General features: G+C 68.1%; 11 protein-coding genes. 7 read left to right on the forward strand and 4 right to left on the reverse strand.

Annotation, left to right across the window (positions count from 1 at the left end):
* Positions 1 to 91 precede the first annotated feature (91 nt).
* From VGV37_RS26945 to VGV37_RS26960, 4 genes are all read left to right on the forward strand, one after another.
* Complete coding sequence (locus VGV37_RS26945) at positions 92 to 757, forward strand: hypothetical protein (protein WP_326882899.1); 666 nt, start codon at positions 92 to 94, stop codon at positions 755 to 757.
* 1 nt (position 758) lies between these two features.
* Positions 759 to 3137: a putative bifunctional diguanylate cyclase/phosphodiesterase gene (locus VGV37_RS26950; RefSeq protein WP_326882900.1), complete on the forward strand. Its 2379-nt coding sequence runs from the start codon at positions 759 to 761 to the stop codon at positions 3135 to 3137.
* Positions 3134 to 4342: a hypothetical protein gene (locus VGV37_RS26955; RefSeq protein WP_326882901.1), complete on the forward strand. Its 1209-nt coding sequence runs from the start codon at positions 3134 to 3136 to the stop codon at positions 4340 to 4342. Before VGV37_RS26950 ends, VGV37_RS26955 begins: the two co-directional genes overlap by 4 nt.
* A gap of 74 nt (positions 4343 to 4416) precedes the next feature.
* Positions 4417 to 5574 carry an FkbM family methyltransferase gene (locus VGV37_RS26960; protein ID WP_326882902.1) on the forward strand — a complete coding sequence of 386 codons (1158 nt, stop codon included), beginning with the start codon at positions 4417 to 4419 and terminating at the stop codon, positions 5572 to 5574.
* 66 nt (positions 5575 to 5640) lie between these two features.
* Here VGV37_RS26960 and VGV37_RS26965 read toward each other — a convergent pair whose 3' ends face one another.
* The 4 genes from VGV37_RS26965 to VGV37_RS26980 all read right to left on the reverse strand — a co-directional run bounded on the left by VGV37_RS26965 (position 5641) and on the right by VGV37_RS26980 (position 9226).
* Complete coding sequence (locus tag VGV37_RS26965) at positions 5641 to 6429, reverse strand: SDR family oxidoreductase (protein ID WP_326882903.1); 789 nt, start codon at positions 6427 to 6429, stop codon at positions 5641 to 5643.
* A 149-nt stretch (positions 6430 to 6578) separates the two neighbouring features.
* Entirely contained in the window at positions 6579 to 7400 is an 822-nt protein-coding gene (locus VGV37_RS26970) for an alpha/beta hydrolase (RefSeq protein ID WP_326882904.1), read from the reverse strand.
* 73 nt (positions 7401 to 7473) lie between these two features.
* The gene (locus VGV37_RS26975; protein WP_326882905.1) at positions 7474 to 8490 is read right to left on the reverse strand and encodes a substrate-binding domain-containing protein; all 1017 of its coding nucleotides are present in this window, start codon (positions 8488 to 8490) and stop codon (positions 7474 to 7476) included.
* Between the two features lie 187 nt (positions 8491 to 8677).
* The gene (locus VGV37_RS26980) at positions 8678 to 9226 is read right to left on the reverse strand and encodes a cupin domain-containing protein (RefSeq protein WP_326882906.1); all 549 of its coding nucleotides are present in this window, start codon (positions 9224 to 9226) and stop codon (positions 8678 to 8680) included.
* Positions 9227 to 9386: 160 nt separating this feature from the next.
* Here VGV37_RS26980 and VGV37_RS26985 point away from each other — a divergent pair, with 160 nt between their 5' ends.
* The 3 genes from VGV37_RS26985 to VGV37_RS26995 all read left to right on the forward strand — a co-directional run bounded on the left by VGV37_RS26985 (position 9387) and on the right by VGV37_RS26995 (position 12755).
* Positions 9387 to 10709 carry an aspartate aminotransferase family protein gene (locus tag VGV37_RS26985; protein WP_326882907.1) on the forward strand — a complete coding sequence of 441 codons (1323 nt, stop codon included), beginning with the start codon at positions 9387 to 9389 and terminating at the stop codon, positions 10707 to 10709.
* Between the two features lie 75 nt (positions 10710 to 10784).
* Positions 10785 to 11903, forward strand: coding sequence for an alanine dehydrogenase (ald, locus tag VGV37_RS26990; protein ID WP_326882908.1), 1119 nt, complete (start codon positions 10785 to 10787; stop codon positions 11901 to 11903).
* Between the two features lie 6 nt (positions 11904 to 11909).
* Positions 11910 to 12755: an SDR family oxidoreductase gene (locus tag VGV37_RS26995; RefSeq protein WP_326882909.1), complete on the forward strand. Its 846-nt coding sequence runs from the start codon at positions 11910 to 11912 to the stop codon at positions 12753 to 12755.
* The last annotated feature ends 13 nt before the right edge of the window (positions 12756 to 12768 follow it).

A 12768-nucleotide genomic window follows, 5' to 3' on the forward strand; every position in this document is an offset into this window, starting at 1 on the left:
CGAACACCGAAATGTGAAAGCTGGAGGGGTTTCGACTGTCGTTCGCGAAGGTTGTGTAGCTGCCGAATTCGTCGCGATGGATGGTTTGCGTATGAACAAGAATTTTGGCCTGGTCCTGCTGCTGGGGCTGCCGGTTTTGGCGCTCGTGCCCGCGGTGCGCCCGGCCGATGCCGCGCAGGTGCAGGCCCGGGTCAGCGACGAGCACGGCAAGCCGGTCGCCGACGCGGTGGTCACGCTGGTGCCGGCCGACACCGCGGTTCCGTCGCCCGATCTGGTGCCGTCGCGCGCGACGGCGGTCGTCGATCAGCGCGACGAGACTTTCGTGCCCTATGTCGTCGTCGTGGCGAAGGGTGGAACGGTGGTCTTCCGCAACAGCGACAAGACGCGCCACCACGTCTATTCCTTTTCGCCGATCAAGCAGTTCGAGTTCGTGCTCAGTCCCGGCGACAGTTCCGCGCCGGTCGCATTCGATGCGCCCGGCATTGCCGCCATCGGCTGCAACATCCACGATTTCATGACGGCCTTCGTCTATGTCGCCGACACGCCGTTCGTGGCGCAGACCGATCGCGACGGCCATGCCATGATCGCCGATCTGCCGCCCGGCAGCTACAGCGCGCGGATCTGGCATCCGCTGCTCCGGCCGTCGGCCGCGCTCCCGGCGCAGACCATCCAGGTTCCGGACGGCGGCGCGGAGCTTTCGAGCACGCTGTCGCTGATGGCGCCGCCGCACCGCGATCACGAACACGGGCTCTACTAGCATGACCCGGATCGGACGCCGCATGGGCTTTCGCCGCCGTCTGACGGTCTTCCTGATGACGACCCTCGTGCTCGTCCAGGCGCTGACGGCAGCCTCGGTCTACACCTTCACCCGCGCGACCCTGATCGAACAGGGCAAGGGCCAGCTCGCCGATGCCGCCGGCCTGTTCGTGCGCCAGCTCGACGAAATCGGCACCCAGGTCGCGTCCGACGTCCAGGTCCTGGCGCTCGACTTCGCGCTGCGTCAGGCCATCGCCCAGCGCGAACACCAGACCGTGTTGTCGGCGCTCCGCAACCATGGAGGACGAGTCGGCGCCGCGCGAATGATGCTGGTCGGCCTCGACGGTGCGGTCGAGGTCGATACCGCCCAGCCCGGTGACACGGCTTCGCCTGTGCCGTTCGCCTTTCCGGGAATGATCGACGCCGCCGCGGTCAGCGGGCGGGGCGCATCGGTCGTCGCGATCGGCGGCCAGGCCTTCTGGATGGTCGTGGTGCCGGTGAAGGCGCCGGTGCCGATCGCCTTCATCGCGGTCTGCGTGCCGCTGAACGACGCCTTGCTGAACAAGCTGCAGGGACTGGCGGCCCTGCCCAAGGCAATCGAACTGACGTTGGAGGACGGGGGTGCCTGGCGGCCGGTCGCCGGCACTGCGCCCCTGCTGCTCGATCATCTGCCGAAACCCGGCGCGGCATTGCCCGCCGGTCCGTTGCAGACCGTCGTGCAAGGCAACGAGGAACTGGTGCTGGCCGCACCGCTCGCCACGCCGGGCGGCAGCCCGCGCGTCGTGGCGGTGCTGGGCTATTCGCTGGACGAGGCCTTGCGGCAATATCAGCCGATCATGGTCGCGATCGGCGTGCTGCTGGCGCTGGGCCTCATTCTGGCGCTGGCCGGCGCCATGCTGGTCGCGCGCAGCGTCGCACGGCCCGTCGAACTGCTCGCCGCCGCGACGCGGCGGTTCGAGGCCGGAGATTATACGCCGCCGCCGCTGCTGCCCCAGGAAGACGAGATCGGCCAGCTGAGCGCCGGGCTCGGCAGCATGGCGCGCGCGATCGGCGAGCGCGAGGAGCGCATCCGCCACCAGGCGGCCCACGATCCGACGACCGGCTTGCTGAACCGGTCGGCATTCGAGGCGGCACTCGCCCCCGTGCTGGCCGCGCGGCACATGTCGGGCGCCTTGGTGATCGTCGGCCTTGCCCGCCTGCAGGAAATCGTCAACACCGTCGGCCGCGAGATCGGCGATCGGCTGCTGAGGGACGCCGGCGAACGCCTGACCGCGCTCATCGCCGAGGCCGGCCGCGTGCAGGTGGGGGCGGTGGGCGAGCGGTCCTTCGCTCTGTTCCTGCCGGGCCTCGACGAATATGCCGTCCGTGCCTGGGCCGAACGGATCACCCAGCTGTTCGATCGGCCGTACCAGGAGGGCGACCTGACGATCGATAGCGCCGCCGTCGTCGGCATCGCGCTGGCGCCGGTCCATGGCCAGTCGACCGCGGAGTTGCTGCTGCACGCCGATGTGGCGCTGATGATGGCGATCGGGTCGGAAACCCGCGTGGCGGTCTATGATCCCACCATCGATCCCCATCGGGCCGACCATCTGTCGCTGATGAGCGACCTGCGCGAAGCGATGGATCAGAATACCCTCGAGCTGTTCTACCAGCCGAAGCTCGACCTGGCCGCCGGACGGATCAGCGGGGCCGAGGCGCTGGTCCGCTGGCGCCACTCCAAGCGCGGCTTCGTCCCACCCGACACGTTCATCGGCCTGGCCGAGGAGACCGGCAACATTCAGCGCCTGACCCGCTGGGTGCTCGACGTCGGCATCGCCCAGGCTGCGGCCTGGCGGCAGAAGGGCCTCGCGCTCAAGATCGCGATCAATTTGTCCGTGCGCGATCTCGCCGACGAAGGATTGCCCGAACGGGTGGCGAACCTGCTGGCGACCCACGGCGTCCCGGCCGACAACCTGGTGCTGGAAGTGACCGAAAGCGCCATCATGGGCAAGCCGGACACGGCCATCGCCGTCCTGCGCCGGCTGGCAAATCAGGGCGTGGTGCTGTCGGTCGATGATTTCGGCGTCGGGCAATCCTCGCTCAGCTATCTACGCCGGCTGCCGGTGCGCGAGCTCAAGATCGACAAGAGCTTCATCCTCAAGCTGGCCGAGACGCCGGACGACCGCACGATCGTACAGTCCGTGGTCGAGCTGGGCCATCGCCTGGGCTACAGCGTCACGGCGGAGGGCATCGAAGACGAGGCGACCCTGGCGCTGCTGGCGGGCTACGGCTGCGACCATGGCCAGGGCTACCACATTGCCAAGCCGATGCCGGCCGACGTCTTCAACCGTTTCCTGAATGACGCGCGCTGGCGCGGCAAGCGGCTGCAGGAAGCGTCATGACCGATCGGTGGCGAGCGGCAGGGCTCGCCATCTGGCTTCTCGCGACAGGGGCCGATCAGGCGCAGGCGTTCGATCTCGACGATCTTCACCTCGACGGTTTCGTGGACGGCCGCCTGGTCCAGCCGGGCGACGAGCAGAGCTGGATCAAGGGCGGCCTCGGCAAGCTGCGCTACGGCGGCGGCCGGTTCGAGCCCGGAGCCGGCGGCGTCGTCCTGGTGCCATGGGTGCAGATCACGCCGGCCCTGACGGGGGTGCTGGACCTGCGCTACGATCCCGGGCAGCGCGACATCGTCGGGGCCGACGAGGCGTATCTGCGCTATCGGCCGGTCTCGACCACCGCCTGGCGCTGGTCGGTCAAGGCCGGTGCGTTCTTCCCGCCGATCTCCCTCGAAGGCACCGGCGTCGGCTGGACCAGTCCCTGGACCGTGACGCCCTCGGCGATCAACAGTTGGGTTGGCGAGGAGCTGCGCACGATCGGCGTCGAGCCGACGCTGGAATGGCGTGGCGATGCCGGCATGCTGACGGCGACGGCTGCGATCTTCGGGGTCAACAGCGCTGCCGGCACCTTGCTCGCGTCCAGCGGCTGGAACCTGTCGGACACCATCACGCCGCTGGGTGGCCGGGTGCGCCTGCCCAACCTGTTCGGACCGGAATCGACCAGCCGCACCTTCGACGAGGACGACAATCGCCCCGGCTGGTACGCCGGTGCCACCTGGAAGATGCCGGCCTACGGCGAGCTTTCGGTGCTGCGCTACGACAATGACGCCAATCTCGACGCCAGCCTGCACGACAAGCCATGGCATACCCGATTCTGGAGCTTGGGCGCCAGGTCGGAGCTGGACGACTTGACCTTCCTCGCCCAGGGTATGCTGGGCGATACCGGCGTCGCCTACGACCCGGTTGGCTCGACTACGACCCACTTCTATGCCGCCTATGTGCTGGTCGGCTGGCAGCGGGACGACTGGCGCGTCGCCGGGCGGATCGACCGGTTCGGCACCGGGGGCTTCAACGACGATTTCGACAGGAACCTCGGCGAACACGGCATGGCCGGCACGCTCGCCGTCACTTGGCGGCCGCTCGACTGGCTGCGCCTGACCGGTGAGGCGCTGCGCATCGACAGTACGCGCAACGCCCGCCTTGGCACAGGCCTGGCGCCCCGCTCGGTCGACGACCAATTCCAACTGGCTGCGCGCCTGTTCTTCTGATCGGCGCTTCAACCCGTCGGCAAGAGACCATCGATAGGCTATCGTGGCCTCCCGGCCCAAAGGGGAGAACCGATTTGACCAGCGCTTGTACGGTCGACGAACTCAAGGCGGAGGTCGACCGACTGCTCGATCGATACGAACGCGCCGAGATCAAGGACGGGCGACTGCTCGAGCCGCCGGAGACACGGGATATCGCGTTGGAGGGGCGTCCCGTTGCGCTCCTCGGCGCCGGCGCCGCCTTCCCGCAGGAGTTCGTCCGGCATCTCGTGGAGAGACACCACGTCGTCGCCCTGGTCGACAATGTCCGCATCGGCGAGGCTCGCTACGAGAGGGAGTTCGTCGGCGACGCAGCGTTCCTCGACGTGGCTCACCGGGCGCCCGATCTGGTCGCCGTCATGTGCTGCGCCAGCGACGGCGCCGTCGCGCATTTCGCGGCGCTGGCGGCGCGGGCCGGCGTGCCGGTGCTGAGTCTGTTCCAGGCGATGCGGCGCGAGGGACTGCTGTCCCACGGCCGGGCCCACGGTGTCGTGGAAACGATCGAAACCCTGGCGCATGCCAATCCGCACCTGGACCGGTTCGCGGACGAGCTCAGTCTCAGGACCTACTATTGCCTGCTGCTCCACCGGCTGTCCTGGTCACGCCACTGGCTCGACATGGTGCGTTTTCACTACGACGAGATGTATTTCGGTTCGGGCATCTTTCCGCTGTCGCACTCGGAAATCCTGGTCGACGGCGGTGCCTTCGACGGCGATTCGATCCGGGCCTTCGACCGGTTCACCGGTGGGGAGGCGACCCATATCCACGCCTTCGAGCCGGACGGACAGAGTGCCGCGGCCCTGCGCCACAATTTTGCGGGCCGGTCGAATTTGACGCTGGTCGAGGCGGGCCTCTGGTCCGAGACGACCCGCTTGTCCTTCCGCAGCGACGGCTCGCTCGGCAGCAACCTCAGCACCGCCGGAACCATCACGGTGCCGGTCGTGGCCTTGGACGACCGGGGCATCGACGACGCGACCCTCATCAAGCTGGACATCGAGGGCGCCGAGGTGCCGGCGCTGAACGGCGCGCGCGACACTATCCGCCGCTGCGCCCCGAAACTGGCGGTGTGCGCGTATCACCTCGCCGATGATCTTCTGCAGATCCCGCGGACCATTCTCGCCATCCGGCCGGAGTATCGCCTGTTCCTGCGGCACTATTCGCCGTGGATGACCGACACTGTCGTCTACGCCGTCTGATCGTGCGTCGGCGCGAGGCGGAGGACCGTTGTCCGGGCTTCCGATCTCACGACGATGCTCGAGGGTTCAGATCGATCGGGTGGCGCCGCCGTCGATGCGGATCATGGAGCCGGTGACGTAACTCGCCTTGTCGCTCGCCAGGAAGGCGGCGACCGCGCCGAATTCCTCGATCGTGCCGTAGCGGCCGACCGGGATGTCGCCGGCGGCCTTGGCGGCGATCTCCTCGACCGGCTTGCCCTGGCGGCCGGCGACCATGTTGTCGAGCTGGGCGACGCGCTCGGTCGCGATCCGGCCGGGCAGCAGCATGTTGACGGTGACGCCGTCCTTGCCGACCTCGCCCGCCAGGGTCTTGGACCAGCCGACGAGCGCCGAGCGCAACGTGTTCGACATGCCGATGGTCGGGATCGGCTGGATGACGCCGGACGAGGCCACGGTCAGCACCCGGCCCCAGCCCCGCGCGCGCATGCCGGGCAGCGCCAGGTCGGTCAGGCCGATGACGTTCAGCACCATCGCCTCGAACTGGGTCTGCCATTGTTCCGGCGCGATGCCGGCGGCGCCGGACGGCGGCGGACCGCCGGAATTGTTGATCAGGATGTCGACGCCGCCGAACGCCTCGGCGATACGGTGAAACGCCTTGGCGATGCTGGCGCGGTCGCCCAGGTCGGCCGCGACGGCCATCATCGGTGCGCCCGTCTTGTCGCCGATCTCCAGCGCCGCCCGCTCCAGGGCCTCGCGATTGCGCGAGACGATCGCGACCGAGGCGCCTTCGGCCGCCAGGGCCGTCGCGATGCCGCGGCCGATGCCGCGACCGCCGCCCATGACCAGGGCGCGCTTGCCCGTCAGACCCAGATCCATCGTCCAATCCTCTTCGTCGTTTGGCCTCGTCGAGGCCGTCGCCGTCCCGGCGGGTCGCTTCGGCTTGCTAGGTCCGACCCGCAAGGCGGGCGCAGATCATGCGCCGGGCGAACCGGGCAGGGCAAGTCGGGACGGTCGCTCATGCCGCCTCAGGAAAACGCCAGGGCGACCGCTTCGAGCGCCGGTCCGTCCGGAACGGCGATGGTCTCTAGCACGGTGAAATGGTCGTGGTTCGGTGCCGCGATCTCCTCGACGGTCTCGCCGCCGTCGCGCAACAATCCCGCATACGAGCCGGTCTGGCGGATCAACTCCGGCAGCTCTATTGCGCCCACGGTCAGCAGGGTCCTGACGCCCGGCCCGACATGCCGTTCCGGGCTATGCAGCGTTACCTCCTCCGGGATCAGGTCGAGCTTGTCGTTCAGGTAGCAGAGGCTGATCGGCTCCAGGTCGTAGAGGCCGCTGATGCCCAGCACCAGGGCCACGGCCGGGTGGGCGCGGTGGCTGGCGGCGAGATGGCCGCCGGCGGAGTGGCCGGACAGGCAGAGGCGCCTCGGGTCGGCCCCCCAGCCGGCGAAATGCGACGCCAGGAAATCCACCGCCTGGCCGATCTCGTCGACGATCGCGCCGATGCGCGCATCGGGTCCCAGCGAGTATTCGATCAGCGCCACGTTGAAGCCGCGCGCGAGCGGGCCGGCGGCGACATGGGCGAATTCCTCCTTTGCCCGCGATTGCCAATAGCCGCCATGGATGAAGGCCAGGGTCGGCGCGCCGACGCGCGGGCCTGGGATCCAGTCGAGCCGCTGGCGCGGCTTGGCGCCGTAAGGCAGATCGCGCTTCACGTCGAAGCTGTCGTAGACCGCCGCACTGCGCCGGGCGAAATCCGCCATCTTGTCGAGCACGTCCGGCACCGCCGCGCCATTGTTGTAGCCGCGCCCGAGCGCATCGCGATCCATGCCCCGATACAAACCCATGTGTGCCGTCCCTGAAGCGTCCTGATCCGATCCCAAGGTTCGGTCGGCGCGGCGCGCGATGCAAGGGGGGGCGTCAGCGCTGCCAGATCCGCCGATAGATCGTACGGAAATCTGCGACCGCAGGCGCCGGGTCGGTACGGGTGACGACGATGGGGTCGGCGACGAAGCCGCTGACGGGTTGGCGGGCCATCAGCCGGTTCAACTCGTCGAGCAATTGCCAGGCCTGGAGCGCCAAGGGCTCGGCGACGGTCGCGGTCTGGTAGTAGCCCCGCTGGATCCGATCGAGCGCGCTGGGGCTGCCGTCGCCGGCGGAAATCAGCGAAATCCGGTCCGGTGCGATGCCTTCGCGCTGCAGCTCGGCGGTCGCATCGTCGAAATAGAGGTCGTTGATCGCCAGGATGTCGGTCAGTTCTCCGCCATACTGCTGCATCAGCCGGGCGATCTCGACGGGCATGCGGGTCGCGGTGTCGGCGAGCGGCACATCGACGAGCTCCAGCAGGGTACATTGCCCGCAGGCCTTGATGCTGTTGGCCATGCCGCGCGCCTTCGACACCGCGATCGCGTAGCGATAGTCGGTCAGAATGACGACGCCGGCACGGCCGTTCGACCGGGTGATCGCGGCTTTGGCGGCCAGGCGCGCGACCGCGGCAGGGTCGGTGGTCACGTTGATCGCGACCGGCGTGCTCGGCACCGGGCCGGGCCTGGGCCCGACATGCCAACCGACCAGCGGAAGCGCGCGTTCCTGGGCGGCGTCGCCATAGTCCGGCATGCCTCTGACGGCATCGAGGCCGGCCAGCACGACGCCGTCGGCTGCCGTGCCGTCGCCGACATCGCCGGAAACCGAGATGCGCAAGGCGTCGGCCAGCCTGGCCTCATCGCCTGCCGCATCGAGGGTGACAATATGCCACTGCAGGACCCCGGCCGCCTCGTTCAAGTCCGCGACGATCCCGCCGATCCCATCGTTCCGCATATTCTCGGCGACGACGACGATCCGTTTACCCGGGGCGGCAGCGGGGCCGGTGGTCGGCCCGTGCCATTCCTGGGCAGCGGCGGGAGGTCCGATCAGGATGGAAAAAAAGCCGAGAAACACCCATCGACGGCCCGCGCGCCCGAGGCGCGACGATGCTTCGAACGTTCCATCCCGTGGCCGCTTCGCTCGGGTCATTTCCCCTCGCATCGGCTTCATGCCCGCTTTTCGCCGGTTCTTCGGTAGCCGGGCAGCATGCTAGCGCGGATATGGCGACGGTACCAGCGCCGCGCCCCGATGCCGGCCGCTCTCAGAAGCTCGGCGGCGTGCAGGCGCTGACGACTTCGCAGACCTCGTCGCCGACGTTGCGGAAGCGGTGCGGCTTGTTGCTTTCGAAATAATAAGCGTCGCCGGGCCCCAGCACCCGCTTGTCGTTGCCGACCTGGACCTCCAGCCGTCCGCGGATGATCACGCCGCCCTCTTGCCCCTCGTGGTGCAGCAGCACTTTCCCCGTGTCGGTGCCCGGCTGGTAGCGCTCGTGCAGGATCTGCAGCGCGCGGCCCTTGAGGTCGGGCAGGATCTGGCGGAACGAGATGCCGCCCTCGCCGATCTCGACCAGTTCGTCGGCCGCGAAGAACACGCGCTCCTGGTCGGCCAGCGGGAAGCCGAAGAATTCGGCGAGGCCGATCGGAATGCCATCGAGGATGCGCTTCAACGAGCCTACGGACGGGCTGACGCTGCCGCTCTCGATCAGCGAGATCGTGGCGTTCGTCACGCCGCATTTGCGCGCCAGCGCCCGTTGCGACAGGCCGTGCAGCCGTCTGATGGCGCCGAGGCGGATACCGACGTCGTCGCTCATGGCGGCGGCCCCTCTGTTTCGACTGTTCAACATATTTAACGAAAACAGGGTCGGGCTCAATGATTTCAAGCGGTTGATCGGCCAAAGAAATAGCCTGTCCCATTGGCGGCAAAGCTCTGACAATGGCAGCAGGTCCAGTCTCCTTCAGGTGCACGCCGCCATGTCCGAAATCGCGATGCCGAACGATCTCGAATCCTTCTGGATGCCGTTCACGGCGAACCGCCAGTTCAAGGCGGCGCCGCGCCTGCTGGTTTCGGCCAAGGATATGCACTATGTGGCGGCCGACGGGCACAAGGTGCTCGACGGTGCCGCCGGGCTCTGGTGCTGCAACGCCGGCCATGGCCGGCAGAAGATCGTCGAGGCGGTGCAGGCCCAGGTCGCCCAGCTCGATTTCGCGCCGACCTTCCAGATCGGCCATCCCAAGGCGTTCGAGGCGGCATCGCGCCTGGCTGCGATGCTGCCGGGCGATCTCGACCGGATCTTCTTCGCCAATTCCGGATCCGAGGCTGTGGACACCGCGCTCAAGATCGCGCTCGCCTACCATCGGGCGCGCGGCGAGGGCACGCGGACCCGGTTGATCGGGCGCGAGCGCGGCTACCACGGCGTGGGCTTCGGCGGCATCTCGGTCGGCGGCATCGTCAACAACCGCAAATTCTTCGGCGGGCTGCTGACCGGCGTCGACCATCTGCCCCATACCCATAACCTGGCCGAGAATGCCTTCTCGCGCGGCGTGCCGGCCTGGGGCGCACATCTGGCCGACGAACTGGAGCGGATCGTCACCCTCCATGACGCGTCCAACATCGCGGCCGTCATCGTCGAGCCGGTCGCGGGTTCGACCGGCGTGCTGGTGCCGCCCAAGGGCTATCTGAAGCGCCTGCGCGAGATCTGCGACAAGCACGGCATCCTGTTGATTTTCGACGAGGTGATCTCGGGCTTCGGCCGCCTGGGCTCCAGCTTCGCGTCGGAGCATTTCGACGTGCTGCCCGACATGGTCACGCTCGCCAAGGGCCTGACCAACGGCGTGGTGCCGATGGCGGCGGTCGGCGCGCGCGAGAAGATCTACCAGGCCTTCATGCAGGGGCCGGACAACGCCATGGAGCTGTTCCACGGCTACACCTATTCCGGCCACCCGATCGCGTCTGCCGCCGCGATCGCCACGATGGACCTCTATCGCGAGGAAGGGCTGTTCGAGCGCTCGGCGTCGCTGGCGCCCTATTTCGAAGAGGCGGCCCACGCGCTGAAGGGCCTGCCCCATGTCATCGACATCCGGAACATCGGCCTCGTCGCCGGCATCGAACTCGAATCGCGGCCGGGCAAGGTCGGCGCCCGGGCCTACGAGGCGCTGGTGAAATGTTTCGAGCAGGGGCTGCTGATCCGGACAACCGGTGATATCATCGCGCTCTCGCCGCCGTTGATCATCGAAAAGCATCAAATCGACGAGATGTTCGGCCTTCTCGCCAAGGTACTGCGCGACATCGACTGATCGCGCGGTATCCCTCGGAACAGCGCGAACGCGCGGAGAGACGGCCGTCCAGGATCCACCGGGAGGAGACGGATCGTGCTGATCGGCGTACCCAGAGAAATCAAGATCAACGAAAACCGGGTCGGGCTCGTGCCCGGTTCCGTGCGCGAACTGGTTCATCACGGCCATCGCGTCATGGTGGAGCGTGGCGCCGGCGCCGCCATCGGCTTCTCCGACGAGGCCTATGCCACGGTCGGCGCCGAACTGTCGGAGTCGGCGCACGAGATCTTCGCCGCCGCCGACATGATCGTGAAGGTGAAGGAACCGCAGCCGCGCGAATGCGCCATGCTGCGCGACGGGCAGATCCTGTTCACCTACCTGCATCTGGCCGCCGACAAGGAGCAGACCGAGGCGCTGATCCAGTCGCGCAGCATCTGCATCGCCTACGAGACCGTGACCGACGTGCGCCGCGGCTTGCCGCTGCTGGCGCCGATGAGCGAAGTGGCCGGCCGGATGTCGGTGCAGGTCGCGGCCCATTGCCTGGAAACCCAGCAGGGTGGTGCCGGCATGCTGCTGGGCGGCGTTCCGGGCGTGCCGGCAGCCAAGGTCGTCATTCTGGGTGGCGGCGTGTCCGGCACCAATGCCGCGCGCATGGCGATGGGCATGGAGGCGCATGTGACCGTGATCGACAGGTCGCTGCAGCGCCTGAACGAGCTCGACATGCAATTCGGCGCCCGGCTGCACACGCTGTTCTCGACGGCGGAGAACATCGAGCGCTCGGTCATCGATGCCGATGCGGTGATCGGCGCGGTGCTGATCCCGGGTGCGGCGGCCCCGAAGCTCGTGACCCGCGACATGGTGCGCCAGATGAAGCCGGGCGCGGTCATGGTCGATATCGCGATCGACCAGGGCGGCTGTTTCGAAACCTCGCGTCCGACCAGCCACGACGCCCCGACCTATGTCGAACACGGCGTCGTGCATTACTGCGTCACCAACATGCCGGGCGCGGTCGCCCGGACTTCGACCGTGGCACTCAACAACGCCACCCTGCCGTTCGTCATGGCGCTGGCCGACCGGGGATGGAAGCGCGCGCTCAAGCACGATCCCCATCTCAAGGCCGGCCTCAACGTCGCCCACGGCCGGATCACCCACGAAGCCGTTGCTCAGGCCTTGGGATACCATTATCTGGTGCCGGACGAGGTCTTGGCGGATTGAGCGAGCATGCGGGTCACGGTACTGGCGGCAACCGGGCGATTGGGACAGGCGCTCGTTCGGCATCTGTTGGCCGAGGGGCATGACGTCGTCGCCGTCGGCCGTGACCCGGCCAAACTAGCCCGGCTGCCCGGCGGGATCACACGCCGGGCAGCCGATTTCGATGATGGGCCGGCGCTGCGGGCGGCGCTCGCCGATGCGGACCGTGTGGTCAGCTGCACCAATGCCGTCCATGTGCCGGCGATCCTCGCCGCCCTGCCGGTGCCGCTGCCCGAACGGCTGGTCCTCATGGGCTCGACCCGGCGCTTTTCGGCGGTGCCCGATGCGACGGCCGAGCATGTGCGGCGGGCCGAAGTGCTGCTGGCCCAGTATCCGATGCCGAGCGTCCTGCTGCTGGCCAGTCTGATCTATGGCGGCGGCGGTAGCGTCATTGATGCGTTGGCGGCGAAGCTGCGCCGCTCGCGTTTCCTGCCGTTGCCGGACGGCGGGCAGACCCTGGTACAGCCAATCCATATCGCCGACGTGGCGGCGTCGCTCGCGGCGGCACTCCTGCGCGATGAGGCCCCGGGCTCGCCGATCGTCATCGCGGGTCCGGCGCCGATCAGCTATGGGGCGATGGTCCGGACGATCGCCCGCGGCATCGGCCGGCCGGTCGTCATCCTGACGGTGCCTGGCTGGCTGTTCTCGGCGCTGGGCCGGCTGCTGACCCTGGTGCCGAGGCTCTCCGGGCTCGGCGGCAGCCTGCGTCGCCTGGTCGAGGACAAGGCCTACGACGTCGGCGAGATGCGCCGGCGCTTGGGTATTTCGCCGCGCGCGTTCGAAATCGGTGGCCCGGACGATCCGGCTTGGGCATAAGTACCAGCTAATA

Source organism: Aliidongia sp. (genome assembly GCF_035943795.1).
Classification (GTDB): domain Bacteria; phylum Pseudomonadota; class Alphaproteobacteria; order ATCC43930; family CGMCC-115725; genus Aliidongia.